The sequence below is a fragment of the Polaromonas sp. P1_H6 genome (assembly GCF_056405195.1).
Genome location: NZ_JBFUCN010000027.1, coordinates 1 through 18,389 on the forward strand (window position 1 = coordinate 1; position 18,389 = coordinate 18,389).

The 18,389-nt window shown below is 64.2% G+C and carries 13 protein-coding genes; 4 read left to right on the plus strand and 9 right to left on the minus strand.

Features of this window, described 5'->3' with window-relative positions:
* Positions 1 to 176: 176 nt before the first annotated feature.
* The 3 genes from AC1D1F_RS20220 (at position 177) to AC1D1F_RS20230 (ending at position 4,585) form a co-directional block, all read left to right on the plus strand.
* Positions 177 to 2,189 carry a transglutaminase TgpA family protein gene (locus tag AC1D1F_RS20220; RefSeq protein ID WP_477696678.1) on the plus strand — a complete coding sequence of 671 codons (2,013 nt, stop codon included), beginning with the start codon at positions 177 to 179 and terminating at the stop codon, positions 2,187 to 2,189.
* Between the two features lie 39 nt (positions 2,190 to 2,228).
* Positions 2,229 to 3,317, plus strand: a complete 1,089-nt coding sequence (gene mltB, locus AC1D1F_RS20225; RefSeq protein ID WP_477675516.1) for a lytic murein transglycosylase B — start codon at positions 2,229 to 2,231, stop codon at positions 3,315 to 3,317.
* 62 nt (positions 3,318 to 3,379) lie between these two features.
* Positions 3,380 to 4,585, plus strand: a complete 1,206-nt coding sequence (locus AC1D1F_RS20230) for a hypothetical protein (protein ID WP_477675517.1) — start codon at positions 3,380 to 3,382, stop codon at positions 4,583 to 4,585.
* 73 nt (positions 4,586 to 4,658) lie between these two features.
* Here the strand turns inward: AC1D1F_RS20230 and AC1D1F_RS20235 are convergent, their stop codons facing one another.
* The 9 genes from AC1D1F_RS20235 to AC1D1F_RS20275 all read right to left on the minus strand — a co-directional run bounded on the left by AC1D1F_RS20235 (position 4,659) and on the right by AC1D1F_RS20275 (position 14,468).
* Positions 4,659 to 5,630: a Bug family tripartite tricarboxylate transporter substrate binding protein gene (locus AC1D1F_RS20235; RefSeq protein WP_477675518.1), complete on the minus strand. Its 972-nt coding sequence runs from the start codon at positions 5,628 to 5,630 to the stop codon at positions 4,659 to 4,661.
* A 147-nt stretch (positions 5,631 to 5,777) separates the two neighbouring features.
* Complete coding sequence (locus tag AC1D1F_RS20240; protein ID WP_477675519.1) at positions 5,778 to 6,197, minus strand: TIGR02594 family protein; 420 nt, start codon at positions 6,195 to 6,197, stop codon at positions 5,778 to 5,780.
* An 80-nt stretch (positions 6,198 to 6,277) separates the two neighbouring features.
* Positions 6,278 to 6,772 carry a GFA family protein gene (locus tag AC1D1F_RS20245; RefSeq protein ID WP_477696679.1) on the minus strand — a complete coding sequence of 165 codons (495 nt, stop codon included), beginning with the start codon at positions 6,770 to 6,772 and terminating at the stop codon, positions 6,278 to 6,280.
* A gap of 114 nt (positions 6,773 to 6,886) precedes the next feature.
* A complete protein-coding gene (locus AC1D1F_RS20250) occupies positions 6,887 to 7,378 on the minus strand; it encodes a GNAT family N-acetyltransferase (protein WP_477675521.1) in 492 nt (163 codons plus the stop codon).
* A 168-nt stretch (positions 7,379 to 7,546) separates the two neighbouring features.
* Positions 7,547 to 8,299, minus strand: a complete 753-nt coding sequence (locus AC1D1F_RS20255) for a class I SAM-dependent methyltransferase (protein WP_477675522.1) — start codon at positions 8,297 to 8,299, stop codon at positions 7,547 to 7,549.
* Between the two features lie 71 nt (positions 8,300 to 8,370).
* On the minus strand, positions 8,371 to 9,198 hold the full coding sequence (locus AC1D1F_RS20260) for a transglutaminase family protein (RefSeq protein ID WP_477675523.1): 828 nt from the start codon (positions 9,196 to 9,198) through the stop codon (positions 8,371 to 8,373).
* Between the two features lie 244 nt (positions 9,199 to 9,442).
* Positions 9,443 to 10,405 carry an alpha-E domain-containing protein gene (locus AC1D1F_RS20265; protein WP_436155163.1) on the minus strand — a complete coding sequence of 321 codons (963 nt, stop codon included), beginning with the start codon at positions 10,403 to 10,405 and terminating at the stop codon, positions 9,443 to 9,445.
* Between the two features lie 2 nt (positions 10,406 to 10,407).
* The gene (locus AC1D1F_RS20270; protein ID WP_477700814.1) at positions 10,408 to 11,898 is read right to left on the minus strand and encodes a circularly permuted type 2 ATP-grasp protein; all 1,491 of its coding nucleotides are present in this window, start codon (positions 11,896 to 11,898) and stop codon (positions 10,408 to 10,410) included.
* A gap of 92 nt (positions 11,899 to 11,990) precedes the next feature.
* Positions 11,991 to 14,468: a DNA internalization-related competence protein ComEC/Rec2 gene (locus AC1D1F_RS20275; RefSeq protein WP_477675525.1), complete on the minus strand. Its 2,478-nt coding sequence runs from the start codon at positions 14,466 to 14,468 to the stop codon at positions 11,991 to 11,993.
* 299 nt (positions 14,469 to 14,767) lie between these two features.
* Here AC1D1F_RS20275 and AC1D1F_RS20280 point away from each other — a divergent pair, with 299 nt between their 5' ends.
* Positions 14,768 to 18,379 (plus strand): transglutaminase family protein, encoded by a 3,612-nt coding sequence (locus AC1D1F_RS20280; protein WP_477696681.1) that lies wholly within the window; start codon positions 14,768 to 14,770, stop codon positions 18,377 to 18,379.
* Positions 18,380 to 18,389 lie beyond the last annotated feature (10 nt).

Here is an 18,389-nt window from a genome sequence, read left to right on the forward strand (position 1 = left end):
TTAGCGAGACCCCGTCTGGACCGAGCACCGCAGGTTGCCCGTAGCGAAGCGCAGGGACGCAGCAACCAGGGTCGCCTTTTCTTTTGCTTACTTTTCTTTTGGCGAAGCAAAAGAAAAGTGAGTAGCCGCCGGGCTACCCCCGGCCAGCAGCCCTCAGCAGAGAAAACAGAACTCCCATGCTGAGCCGCCTAAAATCCCTCCCTCGCGACGCCCGCGACACCCTGTTCCTCCTGGCCGTCATAGCCTGGATCCTGCTACCGCAGGTCAACGAACTACCCCTCTGGTGCAGCGCCCTGGCAGCCGCCGTGCTGCTCTGGCGCGGCCGGCTGGCCGTGCTGGCGCGGCCGCTGCCGGGCAAGTACTGGCTGCTGATGCTGCTGGCTCTCACCATCATCGCGACATGGATCACGCATCGCTCGCTGCTGGGCCGCGACGCGGGCGTGACCATGCTGGTGGTGCTGTTGACGCTCAAGACACTGGAACTGCGCGCGCGGCGCGATGCCTTTGTGGTGTTTTTCCTCGGCTTCTTTTGCATGCTGAGCAATTTCTTCTACTCGCAGTCCCTGCTGACGGCCTTCAGCATGCTGGTGGGCCTGCTGGGCCTGCTGACCATGCTGGTCAACGCACACATGCCGGTCGGCAGGCCGCCGCTGGCCCAAGCCGCAAAAACCGCCGGCTGGATGGCACTGCTGGGCACGCCCATCATGCTGGTGCTGTTCATGCTGTTCCCGCGGCTGGCGCCCTTGTGGGGCGTGCCCGGCGACGCCATGACGGGGCGCAGCGGCCTGAGCTCCAGCATGCAGGTGGGCACCATCGCAAAACTGGCGCTCGATGAAAGCGTGGCCCTGCGCATCAAGTTCGAGGGCGCGCCGCCGCGCAAGCAGGACATGTATTTTCGCGGCCCGGTGCTGTCCAGTTTCGACGGCATCGAGTGGCGGCCCGCGCGCCTGAACACGGCGGTGCGCTACGGCGTGACGGCCGACCTGGCGGTCTCGGGCGAACCGCTCAACTACGAAGTCACGCTGGAGCCCACCAACCGCCCCTGGCTGTTCGTGATGGAAGCGGCGGTGCAAAGCCCCGCGCTGCCGGCCGGCTACCAAAGCGCCATGCAGCCCGACCTTCAATGGCTGGCCAACCGTCCCTTCACCGACCTCATACGCTACAAGGCCCAGAGCTACCCCGCCTTCCAGCACGGCCCGCTGCAATCCGTGCCGGGCCTGCAGGAGTTCAGGGACCTGCCATCCGGATTCAATCCCCGCACCCTGGCGCTGGCCCGCGAAATACGCGGCGACCCGCGCCTGCGAGGCGCGGACACCGCCCGGCTGGTGGAGGTGGTGCTGGAACGCCTGCGCACGGGCGGCTACACCTACACGCTGGAGCCCGGTGTTTACGGCCAGCACACGGCCGACGAATTCTGGTTCGACCGCAAGCAGGGCTTTTGCGAACACATCGCCTCGGCCTTCGTCATCCTGATGCGCGCCATGGACGTCCCGGCACGCATCGTCACCGGCTACCAGGGCGGGGAGCTCAACAGCGTCGACGGTTTCTGGGTGGTGCGCCAAAGCAGTGCCCACGCCTGGGCCGAGGTCTGGCAGTCGGGCCGCGGCTGGATGCGCGTGGACCCGACCTCGGTGGTCGCGCCCGCGCGGATCGGTGAGTTCGAGCGGCTGGTGGTGCCGCAAGGCGCGGTCGCGCGGGCCCTGGGTTCCTTCAGCCCGACGTTCACGACCCAGTTACGCCTGTTCTGGGAAGCGGCCAACAACAACTGGAACCAGTGGGTGCTCAACTACACCGAGGGCCGGCAGCTCGACCTGCTGAAAAACCTGGGCTTTGAGTCGCCCAGCTGGGAAGACTTGAGCTATGTCCTGATCGCCATCATCGTGGCAGCCGCGCTGCTGGGCGCCGGTTGGACCTTGTGGGACCGCGCCCAGCACGACCCCTGGGTGCGCCTGCTGGCCCGCGCGCGCAAGCGGCTGGACAAGGCCGGCATTCCGAGCACGCCGGCCAGCTCGCCGCGCCAGCTCGCACAGGAGGTGCTGGCCCGCTACGGCCAGCAGCCGGGCAGCACCGCCCAGGCCCTGGCCGACTGGCTGCTGCGCCTGGAGCAGCAACGTTACGCCGCGGGCAAAACGGCGCCGCAGCTGCATGCGCTCAGGGAAGAGTTCAGCCGGCTGAGCTGGCCTGCTTAAAATCGGGCTTGCTTTACCCCTCTACCTGATCGCCGCGCCATGCCCCTTCACCGCTCCGGACTTGCCCTTTTGCTGACGGCGGCCCTGGCCTGCTCCGCCTGGGCCGGAGACACCCAGCCCGCCCGGAAAAAAGTCTCGGGCAACGCCGCGCAAACCCAGGGGCCCTTGTATTCGACGCGGCCCGAGGCCATGCAGTTCGCCGACGACATGGCCGCGCGCCGCGACCTGGACCCCGACTGGGTGCGCGACGCCATCGGCCAGTCGCGCTACAACGCCACCGTCGTGCGCCTGATGCAGCCGCCCACCAAGGCTTTCGTCAAGAACTGGCGCGTTTACCGCAGCCGTTTCATAGACCCGGTGCGCATTGAAGCCGGCCGCCGCTTCTGGCTGGAAAACCAGCAGACCCTGGAGCGCGCCGAAAAGGAATACGGCGTGCCCGCCGAGATCATCGTCGGCATCATCGGCGTGGAAACCATTTACGGCCGTGACACAGGCAGCTTCCGCGTGATGGACGCACTCACCACGCTGGCTTTCGACTTCCCCGCCAATCATCCGCGCGCCAGGGAGCGCAGCGAGTTCTTCAAGGGCGAGATCGAACAGTTCCTGACACTGCAGAGCCGGCGCGAAGCCAGCCCCTTTGACGCGCGCGGCAGCTTTGCCGGCGCCATGGGCATGCCGCAGTTCATGCCCTCGAGCTGGGTCAAGTACGCCGTCGATTTCGACGGCGACGACAACATCGACCTCTGGAACAGCCCCGCCGACGTGATCGGCTCCGTCGCAAGCTACTTCAAGGCCTTCAACTGGCAGCCGGGCATGCCCACGCATTACCCGGTCAGCTTCGACAAAAGCCGCCTCGACATGGACGCGCTGATGGCGCCTGACATCCTGCCGACCTTCAGCGTCGCCAGCTTCAGCGCCAAAGGCGCGGTGCTCGAAGGCCCTGCTCTGCAACACCCCGGCCCGCTCGCGCTGATCGAACTGCTCAACGGCCAGGACGCCCCGCAATACGTGGCCGGCACCGAAAACTTCTACGCCATCACGCGCTACAACTGGAGCAGCTACTACGCGATGGCTGTGATTGAGCTGGGGCGGGAAGTGGCGGCGCGGGTCAAATCAAGCACACCGTAATTGCCATTTAAATTCTGTCGCGGGATTGGCGGCTGTTTCCCTTTGAAGCCTGAAAGGCAGACATGAAGCAACTGACAACATGGGCGCTTGGACTGCTGATGACTGCGGCAGCGATGGCGCAGACGGCGCCCGCGCCGCAGACCCAACCAGCCGTACGCTGGTTTCCCATCTATGCCCGCTTCGCACCCGATGACAGCTGGGTCATAGTCAATCTTTGCAGCTACCACAACCCGCTGTACTGCCGCCTGGTGCGTTGGGAGCCGGATGGGCAAGCGCAGCCCCTGGAAGACGGCACGCCGACCACCGGCCATTGGAGCCTCATTGCAGGACAGGACCCCGGCAAAAGCTACATCTGGCCCAGCGTGTCCTGGAATGGCAAAAAGCTGGCTTATGTGCTTGCCGACTGCCCCGTCAAATCGCAGCCCGCGCCGCCAAGGGCTTCGGGCACCGTACCATCGGTCCCACATCCATTGGAAAAGCTGGACTGCGCCTTCTACAACGGCCAGCCCGCCATGAGCGAATCCACGACCGACTTGAGTCAGGGACAACAGATTGCAGCCGTCTACAGCGCAACCAGGCCCGCCTGGCGACCCGACGATCAGGCTATCTTGTATTGGCGAACTGTCGCCAAGGTCACCTTGGCCAGCGGAAAAACCGGTGGGCTACGCGATGTCTACGAATACGACTTCAAGGCGCAATCAGAAACGCCGAAGTTTGATCGTTTTGCCACACATATATCGTGGGGTCTTGAGACTACAGGGCCTTTTTATGCACCAGATGGGAAGACGTTTGCATTCTGCGGATATGGATTTAACTTTCCACCCGCGCTTGGACTGCAACACATGATCCAGTGTGTCCAGGTCAACCCTCAGAATGTTGTTGATTTCAAAGGCCTCAACCCTCTTTCCCACAACACGACATTCCGATGGTTGATGGAAGATTGGCAAGGCACACACTGGATCACCAACGGGGAGCGCGTACGTCTTGTCGATAAAAAAACCCTTCTTGTCACCGACGAAATTTTAAATACACGACTTCCAAGCGGTTACATCGGCAATCTAAAAAGCCCCAACGGCGTCAGCGTATCAAAAGACAAAAATGCCATTTTCGTTAATCAAACGCTTTTTAGCTCACAGCCGGTTCGAAGAAGCGCTTATTGGATTGCGGACGGACGCGACGCACCGCCGGCACCGCATCTGTCTTACTACGACGCGCGGACACGGGAAATCCGACCCGTCTTTTGGCCCAACGTCGATCAATTGAACTAAGGAATTTTTACCTCACCCTGGTTCGACCTGGATGGACGGTTGAGGCAAGTTCACCTTCGTTAAACAGGCCGCGCTACTCGGGCCTGATGTTTGCGCTCTTGACCAGTTTTCCCCAGCGATCCGCTTCCGATTTGATCAGGGCGGCGAACTGCTCGGGTGTACCGCCGCCGAGTTCGTTGCCCTGGCCCAGCATCTGTTCTTTGATGGTCGGGTCGGCCAGCGCCTTGTTGACGGTTTCATTGAGCAACTTGATGAGGGCCGCGGGTGTGCCGGCCGGTGCCACCAGGCCTTGCCAGTTCTGTACCTCGAAGCCCGGCACGCCGGCCTCGACCATGGTGGGCACATCGGGAAACAGCGGCGAACGCGTCTTGCTGGTGATGGCCAGCGCGCGCAGCTTGCCGGCGCGGATCGAGGGAGCGGCCGAATACATCTGCTCGAACATCATGTCCACCTGTCCGCCCATCAGGTCCGTCGTGGCGGGCGCTCCGCCCTTGTAGGGAATGTGGGTGATGGACAGGCCGGCCAGCGACTTGAACATCTCGCCCGACAGATGGTGCGAGCCGCCCAGGCCGCCGGAGGCAAACGACAGCTTGCCGGGGTTGGCCTTGGCGGCGGCGATGATGTCTTTCACGCTCTTGAACTGGGAACTGGCGGGCACCATCAGCACCAGCGGACCCTTTTCGATCAGGCAGACCGGCACCAGCTCTTTGGCCGGGTCAAAGTTCATTTTCTTGAACATGGTGGGATTGACCGCCAGAGGGGCGAAGTTGCCCATGCCGATGACGTAGCCGTCCGGTTTCGCATGGGCAACGGCCTCGGTACCGATGTTGCCGCCTGCGCCTGGCTTGTTGTCCACGAGCACCGGCTGGTTCAGCGCCGTGGAGAGAAAGCGGCCGATCTGGCGCGAGCGCTGGTCGGCATTGCCGCCGGCCGAGTAGGGACAGATCAGCGTGATGGGCTTGCTGGGGTATTTGTCCTGGGCCCAGGCCAGCGAGGGCAGAGCGATGGCGACCGAAGTGGCTTGCAGGAGGTGGCGGCGTTTCATGGGGGATCCTTGTTATCAGTGGTGTTCCCCAACCTTAGTGCGCGTAGCTGTCAATCAGCTGCCATTGGGGACTGGTGGTTTCCCGTATAGGGCCATCCGGACCTGGGTCCGGCGCAGGCCGCAGTCATGACAGCCCGGGCGAAGAGCTCAAGCCGTCTTTTTTTGCGAAGGCCAGCGATAGCCCAGCACCGCCGCTAAAGGATAAAAATGCTCACGCACCTCGTCGAGCTGGTTGCCGCCCCACAAATACACATACTCCGCATCCGCGCGAAGAAAGAAACCGACATGGCCTTTCCAGCCGCCGGGGTCTTCACGCGACAGCACGGCGATGCAGCCGGGCACGGGTGCGGCCAGCGGTTCACCCCACTCCAGCCATGAGCGCGCCAGCGCCGACCCGGTGCCGGGAATACCAGCCTGGGCCAGCGACCAGTTGACGAACGACGAACACCAGGAAGCCTTGTCGTCATAACCGCGGATATTGGTCAGCGCGTGGTATTCGGTGACCCTGGGATTGCTCTGCCCCACGGGAAATGTACGGATCCCGGCTTCGGCGAGGGCGATGGGCATCCAGGGTCCTAGCTGCATAAAAGTCCAATCAGGCGCAACGATGAAATTCAACCTGCCGCAATTGCAGACTCGACCAGTGCTTAGTTTTCATCGCCGGAGCCCCGCTGTTGCATCGCCTCCTGCCACAGCCTGGCGAGTTCCCCCGGGCGATCAGGGTGGGTTTCGTACGCGGCTACGCCCGGTGGAATCACCATCCAGGAAAGCGCGCTTTTTGTCCAGAGGTGCGCAACAGGCTCAAACTCCCGCGCGTTATGCAATGTTCCAGGCAGCAGCGCCGCCATGGTTGGCTTGTCGGCCGGTTCCGCCCACAACCGGGTATCGCAATCAACGCACACCCTCGCCCTGCGTTGGCGCCCATTTCCCATATCAAATGTCAGGAGCTGCGGGCTTCCCTGCGTGACCTCCAGCGCCGAACGGTCAACCCACATGGCCAGCCGCATGCTGCTGCCGGAGCGCCGCTGGCAGTCTGTGCAATGACACGCGTAGAACGTCAGCGGATGCGCGGTCAGCTTGTAATGCACCTTCCCGCAAAGGCAGCTGCCGGTCCATGGGGGTTTTGATTCGGGGTAACGCATTGCGGTCAAAGGCTGGCACTGTTTGGAATTTGCATATGGCGAAAAGCCGCATTGTGTTGCACGTCAGTGTCTATCCAAATGCTGGACCACACCCGGCACCATTCGACGAAAGGCTCAGGCAGCATCCGCAAGCCGTGACGGGGAGAGTTCGAGGGCCAGGTATTTGGTGCCGGGAACGGGATTGAAGGTGACGGGCGCCGAAGCTTGAAAACCCAGGGATTCGTAGATGCGCTGTGCTGCAGCGAACTCAGGCAGGACATCGAGGCAGATGCGGGAGTAGCCCGCGGCCCGCGCTTCATCGAGGATGCGTTCGATGAGCCGCCGGCCAAGGTTTTCGCCTCTCGCATCCGGCCGCACGTAGACGCGCTTCATTTCACAGGTGCTAGCGTCAACGCGGCGAAGCGCGGCACACCCGACGACAGCCGATCCTTTCCACGCGAGAAGCAGACGGCCTTCAGGTGCCGCGTACTTTCCGGGCAAGGCAGCGAATTCCGCCTCGTAATTCTGGAAGGCCAGGCTCACGCTGGGACTGGCGACATACTCACGAAGGATGGCGACGACATGCGCAAGGTCGTCGGGGAAGATTGCGGGCTTGATGTCGGTCATGGCGAAAGCGTACTGCATTGTTGCAAGGCAAGCACAACGGATGGGAATTGACGAAGCGCATCTTGCATGGTCGGCTCCAGGGGACGGGCCAGGCTTGACCCGGACGTCAACCGAATGGCGACGCGCGCATCAGCTCTCCAAAGAGGAGCGTGATTGCATCACACCACATCACAGAAGCTCGGTGAGAGGCTGGGCGGCCCAAGACGGTATATCTTGATAGAAGGCATGGAATCCTTCCGAAAAACTGCCAAAGTGAAGCCCATGGCTCTGCGCCAGGAGCGCCAGGCTGCGCGATGAAAAAAGGCTGATGTGCCCATTGCGTGGCGCGGCATACCACCAGCTGAGTGGCTGGCCGGCCTGGATATGCCCGTCAGACGTCAAGGTCGAGAACAGGAGCACGCTATCCGGTGACATCAGCTTCTTGAGGTTGGCCATCAACGCCCAGACGTCCGGAACATGCTCAAACACCTCAAAGGCGGTAATAAGGTCGAACTTGCCCAGCGTCTCAACCCTGAGGTCTCTGTCCACAAAGGGGTCATATGAAGTGGATGGCCAATCGATTTCGCGCAACAGCCTGGACAGCGTGCCATTGCCGCCGCCATAGTCGAGATGCCTGAGGGCGGGATGCAGATTGCCGAATCCGGCGCGAAGCATGGTTGCGTTGGCTTTTGGCCGGGTTTCTATGTAACCGGGGTCGACAGCAACGTAATGATCGTTGTAGATTTTTTCCTCGAACTCCTGCAGGCTCCAGGTGCAGATCTCCGGCGCGAAACAAAAAGCACAGTTCTGGCAAATTGCGTAGGTCACAGGCACGCCGGAAAGCCCCAGCTTATTGGGGTGGCATGAGGTGTTGAAATCAACGGGATCAAGCAGCGTGCAATCGGCACTGCAGACCGGGCAAACCGTTTTGTCTGTCTTCATGGAGTTTTACGCGCATCGCGAGGCAGGAAGGCGACCTCAAGCTCTAGATGGTTGGTGGAATCGGGAAGCTGTTAGTTTCCCACAACCGGTTGAATCGTGATCTCCACTGTCATGGACTCTTCGCCGCCGCCCTGGCGCACACCCTTGATGGGCGGGCAGGCGTTGTAGTCGGTGCCCATGGCCAGGCGCACGTGGCGCTGGTCGATCTGGCAGCTGTGGGTCACGTCTATGCTCACCCAGCGGCGGGTGGCGACGTCGAGGCAGACGTCGCACCAGGCGTGGCTGGCCAGGTCGGGTTCGTTGGCGGCGTAGAAATAACCGCTGACATAACGTGCAGGGTAGCCCAGGCTGCGGCAGATGGCGACCATCACGTGGGCCTGGTCCTGGCAGACGCCCGCCCCCGACTTGAAGGCTTCAAGCGCGGTGGTGGTCACGCTGGTGCTGTTCTTGCGGTAGCTCACCGCGTCGGCCACGCCTTTGCTCAGGGCCAGCAAGGCCTGCAGGTCGGCCCTGCCGTCCAGGCTTTGTGGAATAAAGCGCCGGCCGAATTCGGCGAGTTCCCAATGCGGTTCGGCCAGATGGGTGGCGCGCAGAAAGAAATAAGGGTGCGGCAAGGTCTCCGCATCATTGAACTCAGCCACACCCAGGGTTTCGACGTCACCGGCCGCATTGACCAGGCTCCAGCGCACGTTGTCGGCGTCCTTGCCGACAAAGGTGTAGGAGCTGATGGTGTTGCCGAAGGCGTCGCGCTGGGTGAACAGCTTTTCGGGCGCGCCCAGGCTCCAGTAGTCCACCGTCTGGGCCGGGCCGGACTGCGGCGTGAGCCACAGGGTTTGCAGCGCGTAGCGCAGCGGCTCGGTGTACCGGTAGTCGGTGATGTGCCGGACGTGAAGTTTCATGCTCGCGCAAACGCTGAATCGGACGCACTACGGCCGCGCTGCAGCCTCGCCGAGAGAGAGGTCTTGGCTAGCAGGGGCCGCGGAACCGGCTTTGCCGGGCCGCAGGCGTAGCGCCCACTAGGGGCTGGAGCCCGCGGCTCCAAGCCTGCCTGCGCAGGCTTGGACGGGCGACAGGGGCGAAGCGTCTCGCGAGCCGCGGCCTGCAAGGCCTCGAGAGCTACGCGCAGCGAGCGAACGTGGGGGCTCAATGTGTGGCCGGCACAAGAAATTCGCGGCTGATGTGCGCGCCTATCTCGTTGACGCGGTCCAAAAATTGGGTCAGGAAAGCGTGCAGACCTGTGGCCAGGATTTCGTCGATGCGGGCGTACTGCAGGTCGGCGCGCAGCTTGCCGGCGCGGCGCTGGGTTTCGCTTGCCGTGTCGCTGGTCACCATGGCGAGGTTGCTCATGAGCTCGTTGAGGCAAGCCAGCAGCGAACGCGGCATGTCGGGCCGCAAAATCAGCAGCTCGGCCACGCGCTCGGGCTTGATGACGTCGCGGTAGACCTTGCGGTAGACCTCAAAGCCGGAGACGCTGCGCAAAATCGCGCTCCAGTGGTAGAAGTCGTATTCCTGGTCCTTCTCGCCGTCGGTGCCCAGGAAGTCGTTCTGCACCGCGTGGAACTTCACGTCGACCAGGCGGGCCGTGTTGTCGGCGCGTTCCAGGAAGGTGCCCAGGCGCAGGAAGTGAAAGGCCTCGTCCTGCAGCATGGTGCCGGCCGTGACACCGCGCGACAGGTGGGAGCGGAACTTGACCCATTCAAAAAACTGGCCGGGGTCGCGCTCGAAGTCGCCGTTGCGCAGCATGCGGATGACTTCAAGGTAGGTCTGGTTCTGGGTTTCCCAGACTTCGGTGGTCAAGGTACCACGCACGGCGCGGGCGTTTTCACGGGCGTTCTGCAGGCAGGAGACGATGCTCGAAGAGTTCTGTTCGTCGCGCACCATGAAGTCCATGACTTCGCGCGGGTTGATGCTGTCGCCGTACTTGGCGGCATAAGAAGGCTTGAGCTCGCTGATGCTCAGCAGGCTTTGCCAGCCGCCCTGCACGACGGCGGCGGACTGCGGCAGCAAGGAGGTCTGGTAGTTGACGTCGAGCATCCGGGCTGTATTCTCCGCACGCTCGGTGTAACGCGACATCCAGAAGAGGTGATCGGCAGTACGAGACAACATGATTATTTCCCTCCTTGGGTCTGCGACTGCGATTGGAACGCCACGGGCGATGACGGCCCCTCAAGAATCCAGGTGTCCTTGGTACCGCCGCCCTGCGACGAATTGACCACCAGCGAGCCGTCTTTCAGCGCCACGCGCGTGAGGCCGCCGGGCACCATCTGCACGTCCTTGCCGCTCAGCACAAAAGGCCGCAGGTCGATGTGGCGCGGCGCGATGCCGCTTTCGACATAGGTCGGGCAGGTCGAAAGGCTGAGCGTGGGCTGGGCGATGTAGCCGGATGGGTTGGCCAGCAAGGCGGCGCGGAATTCCTCGATCTCGGCCTTGGTGGCGGCCGGGCCGACCAGCATGCCGTAGCCGCCGGCGCCGTGCACTTCCTTGACGACCAGGTCCTTGAGGTTGGCCAGCGTGTACTGCAAATCCTCGTTGTTGCGGCACATATAGGTGGGCACGTTCTTGAGGATGGGTTTTTCGCCGAGGTAGAACTCGATCATCTTGGGCACGTAAGGGTAGATCGACTTGTCGTCGGCCACACCCGTGCCTATGGCATTGCACAGCGAGACATTGCCGCTGCGGTAAACGTTGAGCAGGCCCGCGCAACCCAGGGTGGAGTTGGGGCGGAAGGCCAGCGGGTCGAGGAAGTCGTCGTCGACGCGGCGGTAGATCACGTCGACGCGTTTGGGGCCGCGCGTGGTGCGCATGTAGACGAAGTTGTCCTTGACGAAGAGGTCCTGGCCCTCGACCAGTTCCACGCCCATCTGCTGCGCGAGGAAGGCGTGCTCGAAATAAGCCGAGTTGTACATGCCGGGCGTGAGCACCACCACCGTGGGCTCGGCCGTGGCCGGCGGCGCCATGCCGCGCAGGGTTTCGAGCAGCAGGTCGGGGTAATGGGCAACGGGCGCGACACGGTTCTGGCTGAAAAGCTCGGGGAAGAGCCGCATCATCATCTTGCGGTCTTCGAGCATGTAGCTCACGCCGCTGGGCACGCGCAGGTTGTCCTCGAGAACGTAGTACTCGCCCTCGCCCTGGGCATTGGGCGCGCGCACGATGTCGATGCCGCTGATGTGCGAATAGATGTTGCCGGGAACGTCGACACCCATCATCTCGGGACGGAACTGCGCGTTCTGGAAGATCTGCTCGGACGGGATGACGCCGGCCTTGATGATTTCCTGGCCGTGGTAGACGTCGTGGATGAAGCGGTTGAGCGCCGTGACGCGCTGGACCAGGCCTTTTTCCATGCTGGCCCACTCGTGCGCCGGAATGATGCGGGGGATCAGGTCGAAGGGGATCAGGCGCTCGGTGCCGGCGCCGTCTTCATCTTTAGCGCCGTAGACGGCAAAAGTGATGCCGACGCGGCGGAAAATCATCTCGGCTTCGGCGCGGCGCGCCTGCATCACGTCGGCCGGCTGCTTGGCCAGCCAGCGCTGGTAACCCTGGTAGTGTTCACGGACGCTGGATTCCGTGGCATTCATTTCATCAAACATCGGTCGGCTCATTGGCTTGATCTCCAGCAAGTTTTTGCTCAGGGCATTGTTTTGACGTAGCTTAGCAAGTTATGCGCCAAGGCGGCGCAGGCCCCAACCAATTTTTAACGCCCAGGCACATGATGCCAGTAGCGTTTGCCCTCCTCCCGCTGGCAGCGCAGGGCATCCGGATGCTGGCTGTCCCACAGCGCCGCGCCGCAGGGGGCGGACTTCACAAGGTGTATGCTGCGCGCCTCGTAGCGCGCCGCCACGGCCTCGGCCGGGTGGCCGAAGCGGTTGCGGTAGCCGGCCTGCGCCATGGCCCATTGCGGCTGCACGGCATCGAGGAAGGCCACAGTCGACGAGGTCTTGCTCCCGTGGTGGGGCACCAGCAGGAAATCGGCTTTGAGGCTGGCCGGGACGCTGGCGACGAGCGCGGCTTCCTGGGGCGCCTCGATATCGCCCACCAGCAAGGCCGTGCGGCTACCGTTGGAGATACGCAGAACACAGCTCATGGCGTTGGGCTTGGCGGCCGCGCCGTAGGCCTCGGCGGCCGGGTGCAATACCTCGAACCGCACGCCATCCCATTCCCATTGCTGGCCGGCCACACAGCGTTCAGCCTTGCGCAGGGCCTGCAACGGGTGGGTGTCTTCAATCGAACTGAGGAACCGGGCTCCCGGCTGCATCGCCAGCACGGCAGCCGCCCCGCCTATGTGGTCGATGTCGCGGTGGCTGATCATGAGCATGTCCAGCCGTTCGCCGAGCGCGCGCAGCAGCGGCACCAGCACGCGGTGGCCGGCATCGCTTTCGCGCGAAAAGCGCGGGCCGGCGTCATAAAGCAGGCTGTGCCTGGCGGTGCGCACCAGCACCGCATTGCCCTGCCCTATGTCGGCCGCCAGCAGCTCAAACTGCCCGGGCACGACCCGCACCGGCTGCCACAGCAGCACGGGCAGCAGCAGCGGGATGCCGAGCACGCGCCAATGCCAGGGCAGGCGCGTAGCCAGCAAACCGCCCCCCGCCACACCCGCGGTGGCGCACCACAGCGGCGCCGCGGCCACACTGATCGAGGCCATGGGCCAGGCCGCCAGCCACTGCAGGAACAGCGCCAGCACGCTGACGCAGCCCGCCGTGGCAGCCCAGGCCGGCGCCCACAGCACGCCCAGCAGGGCCAGCGGCGTGATCAGCAAGGTCACGGCCGGAATGGCCACGGCATTGGCCAGCAGGCCTACCAGCGAGACCTGGTTGAACAGCAGCAGCGACAAAGGCGTGAGCGCGAGCGTCACCACCCATTGTTCGCGCAGGGCGCGGGCCAGGCCGGCCAGCCAGCGCGGGCCGAACCGCCGCCATCCCGTCTGCGGCGCGCCCGAAGGGTTCATCCTTTCGTCCCCCGCATGGCCGGCGCCCGCATCCGTGGCAAACAGCACGCCGACCGCCACAAAAGAGAGCCAGAAGCCGGCCTGCATCAGCGCCCAGGGGTCCAGGGCCACCACCACGGCCATGGCCAGCAGCCAGGTCTGCGTCCAGGGCCATTGCCGGCCACCCTGGCGCAGCAGGATCACGGTGGCCAGCATCCAGATGGTTCGCTGCGCGGGCACGCCCCAGCCTGAAAACAGCGCATAAAGCGCCGCCAGCAACAGCCCGCCCAGCGCGCCGGCGCCGGCGGCCGGCAGTGCCAGGCACAGGCTGGGTGTGAGGCGCGCGGTGCGCCGCCACAAACCGCCCACCAGCAGCGAGGCGGCCCAGGCGAACATGGTGATGTGCAGGCCGGAAATACTCATCAAATGCGCGACACCGGTGGCGCGAAAGACGTCCCAGTCAGCGCGCTCAATGGCATTCTGGTCGCCGACCACCAGCGCGGCGATGATGCCGGCCCACTGGCGGTTCTCCACACGTTCAAAAATCCGCTCGCGCACCGCCTGCCGGGCTTGCTCCACAGGGTGCCGCCAGCTGCTGGAAAGTTTTTCGGGTGGCGCGTCATGCGTGCCGGCGCGCACATAGCCGGTGGCCTGTATGCCCTGCTCCCACAGCCACAGCTCGTAGTCGAAGCCGTGCGGGTTGCTGTTGCCGTGCGGTGCCTTGAGCCGCACCGTCATGCGCCAGCGTTCGCCGGCCCGCAAGGCCTGCGGCTGGCGCTGCAGGGCCAGCGCCACTTCGAAAGGGTCCGAGTCCTGGGCCAGGGGGCGAGGCTCGCGCCCGGCAAAGCCCGAATACCAGCCCAGCAGGATTTGTGGCGGCAGGGTGAGTTTGCGGCCGTCCAGGCGGGCGGACTCGATGCCGAGGCGAAAGCGCAAGCCATCCTCGCCGGGCTGCGGCATGGCCAGCACGCTGCCGGTGACCTCGATGTCGCGGCCTTCCAGGGCCGGTTCCAGGGCCGTGGACTGGAAAGCGCAGGCCCGCCAGCCGGCCGAGCCCCATCCCAGCAGCGCCGCCAGCGCAAACGCGAGCATCACCCTGCCCCACAGGGGTTTTATCGCGCGCCGGCCGAAACGCCAGAAAATCCCGGCCACGGCGACCGCCAGCAGGGTGCACAAGGTATAGCCTGTCTGCGACCACAGCGTGGGCTGCTGCAACTGCAGGGCCACGCCAGAGATGAAACCGGCCAAAACAGGCCCCGGGCTCGCAGCGTATGGCCGTGGCACCGTGAATACAGCTGGCTTCAAAGCTGCCTCCCCTTCTTTTTTTGCTTTTTTTAGAACCTGTTTAACGGGAGGCCCAGGCAAAGAGCCGACAGCAGGCCATGCAAACTCCGCATATGGCGCAGCTCTTGCTTTCAGAAATACCGTCAAATCCGGGTAAGCTGTCTACGCGTCCTAATGTCCAGGCTGCATGATGTGGCGGCCTGTGATGGGTTTATTTTTCCGGCGGTGTGCCACGCCCTGTTATTTTTTTAAGCGAGGTTGCCTTGTCCATCCACGTTGCCCTGAGCCACATCACCCACTACAAATACGACCGGCTGGTGAAACTCGGCCCCCAGGTGGTCCGCCTGCGGCCAGCGCCGCACAGCCGCACGCAGGTGCTGTCTTATTCCCTCAAGGTCGAGCCCGCCGGGCATTTCATCAACTGGCAGCAAGACCCGTTTGCCAACTACCAGGCCCGCCTGGTGTTTCCCGAGCCGACACGCGAGTTCAAGGTCACGGTGGACCTGGTCGTCGAGATGGCGGTGTTCAACCCCTTTGATTTCTTCCTGGAACCGGCCGCCGAGGAGTTCCCCTTCACCTACAACGCGCTGCAGGCCCGCGAACTCGCCCCCTACCTGGCCACCCAGCCGGCGACGCCGCTGCTCAAGCGCTACCTCGAAAAAATCGACCGCACGCCCAAGCGCACCATCGACTTCCTGGTGGGCCTGAACCAGGGCTTGCAGTCGGACATCAAGTACTCGATCCGCATGGAGCCCGGCGTGCAGACGCCCGAAGAAACCCTGCGCCTGGCCTGCGGCTCCTGCCGCGACACCGGCTGGCTGCTGGTCCAACTGCTGCGCCACATGGGCCTGGCCGCGCGTTTTGTCTCGGGCTACCTGATCCAGCTCAAGGCCGACGTCAAATCCATCGACGGCCCCAGCGGCGCCGAAGCCGACTTCACCGACCTGCACGCCTGGTGCGAAGTCTTTCTGCCCGGCGCCGGCTGGGTGGGCCTGGACCCGACCTCCGGCCTGATGGCGGGCGAAGGCCACATCCCGCTGGCCTGCACACCCGAGCCATCGAGCGCCGCGCCGGTCGAAGGCGGCGTCGACAAATCCGAAGTCGAATTCGAGCACCACATGGCGGTGCAGCGCATCTACGAATCGCCGCGCGTGACCAAGCCCTATACCGAGGAACAATGGCAGGAGGTGCTGGCGCTCGGCGAAAAGGTCGACCAGGACCTGGCAGCCGGCGACGTGCGCCTGACCATGGGCGGCGAGCCGACCTTTGTGGCCACCACAGACCGCGACGCGGCCGAGTGGAACATCGACGCCCTGGGCCCGACCAAGCGCGGCTACGCGACCGAACTCGTGCAGAAGCTGCGCGCCGAATACGGCGAAGGCGGTTTCCTGCATTTCGGCCAGGGCAAGTGGTACCCCGGCGAGCAGCTGCCGCGCTGGGCGCTCAGCATCTTCTGGCGCAAGGACGGCCAGCCGATCTGGCAAAACCCGGCGCTGTTCGCCGACGAGCGCCAGCCCTGCAACTACAGCAGTGCCGACGCGCAGCGTTTTGTGCAGACCCTGGCCGGCAAGCTGGGCCTGGCCACCACCTACATCACGCCGGGCTATGAGGACACCTGGTACTACCTCTGGCGCGAGCGCCGGCTGCCGGTCAATGTCGACCCCTTTGATTCGAAGCTGGACGACGCCATGGAGCGCGAGCGCCTGCGCCGCGTCTTCATGCAGGGCCTGGATTCGGTCGTGGGTTATGTGCTGCCGCTGCAGACCAAGGAGCAGCTCAAGCAGAGAAACGCCGGCGCTTCGCCTTCGCTGGCCGGCCCGAAATGGACCACCGGCCCCTGGTTCTTCCGCGAAGAACGCATGTACCTGATGCCGGGCGACTCGCCCATGGGCTACCGCCTGCCGCTGGATTCCGTGCCCTGGGTGTCCAAGACCGACTACCCCTACATGATCGAGGCCGACCCGTTCGCGCCACGGCAAGAGCTGCCGGCCGCTTCGGCGCTGGCCGCGCGCTACAACGGCAGCTTCAGCGCGGCCCGCGGCGCCACGCCGGTGGCGCCTTCCACGGGTGGAAGCGCCAGCTCGCTGGCGCAGTACATGGCGCGCTACATGGCCGGCAATACGGCACTGACGCAGGCCAGCCGCATCCTGCAGTTCCGCCCGCTGGGCAACAACGGCACGAACGGCGCCCAAGGCGCCGACGGCAAACCAGCCGGCGCTTCACCCGAGACGGCCGCGCCCCAGGACGACCGCGCGCCCAAGCCTTTTGAATCGGCCGCCTGGCTCACGCGCACCGCGTTGTGCGTCGAAGTACGCGACCCCCAACGCGCCAACGGTCCCAAGGACAAGCCCAAGGCCAATCCCGACAGCAAGGCCAACAAGTCGGGCCGCGGCGAAACCGGCGCGATCTACGTCTTCATGCCGCCCATGGAGCGCCTCGAAGACTACCTGGACCTGCTGGCCGCCGTGGAAGCCACGGCGCAGTCGCTGGGCGTGAGCATCGTGCTCGAAGGCTACCCGCCGCCGCGCGACCCGCGACTGAAGATGCTGCAGGTCACACCGGATCCGGGCGTGATTGAAGTGAACATCCACCCGGCCTATAACTGGGGTGAATTGGTGGAACATACCGAGTTCCTCTACAAGATCGCGCACGAGACGCGCCTGTCGGCCGAAAAGTTCATGACCGACGGCCGGCACACCGGCACCGGCGGCGGCAACCACTTCGTACTGGGCGGCGCCACGCCGGCCGACAGCCCCTTCCTGCGCAAGCCCGAGGTGCTGGGCAGCCTGATCGCCTACTGGCACAACCACCCCTCGCTGAGCTACCTGTTCTCGGGCATGTTCATAGGCCCGACCAGCCAGGCGCCGCGTGTGGACGAGGCCCGCAACGACCAGCTGTACGAACTCGAAATCGCCTTGCGCGAAATCGAAAACAACCGCAAGAAATACGGCGCCGACATGCCGCCCTGGCTGGTGGACCGCACTTTGCGCAACATCCTGGTCGACGTCACCGGCAACACCCATCGCAGTGAGTTCTGCATCGACAAGATGTATTCGCCCGACTCCGCCACCGGGCGCCTGGGCTTGCTGGAGCTGCGCGCCTTCGAGATGCCGCCGCATGCGCGCATGAGCATCGCCCAGCAGTTGCTGCTGCGCGCGCTGGTGGCGCGCTTCTGGAACAAGCCTTACCACGGCCGCGTCACGCGCTGGGGCACCGAACTGCACGACCGCTTCCTGCTGCCCGGCTTCATCCGCATGGACTTTGAAGACGTGCTGACCGAACTGCGCGAAGCTGGATACGCCTTCGACATGGCCTGGTTCGAGCCGCATTTCGAGTTCCGCTTCCCGCTGATCGGCCAGGTCAAGTCCAACAGCATTGAACTGACGCTGCGCAGCGCGCTGGAGCCCTGGCATGTGATGGGCGAGGAAGGTTCGGCCGGCGGCACCGTGCGCTACGTCGATTCCTCGCTGGAACGCATCGAGGTGCACGTCACCGGCCTTAACGACAACCGCTACGTGGTCACCGTCAACGGCCGCGCGCTGCCGCTGCAAAGCACGGGCCGCGTCGGTGAATACGTGGCCGGCGTGCGCTACAAGGCCTGGAACCCGCCTTCGGCCCTGCACCCGTCGATAGGCGTGCATGCGCCGCTGACCTTCGACATTGTCGACACCTGGATGGAACGTTCGCTGGGCGGCTGCCAGTACCACGTGGCGCACCCGGGCGGGCGCAGCTACGACACCTTGCCGGTCAATTCGTACGAGGCCGAAAGCCGCCGCCTCACGCGCTTTTTCCGCATGGGCCACACGCCAGGCAAGATGCGCGTGGCGCCGGCGCAGGCCAGCCGGGAATTCCCGTTCACGCTGGACTTGCGCTGAGGACTCATAA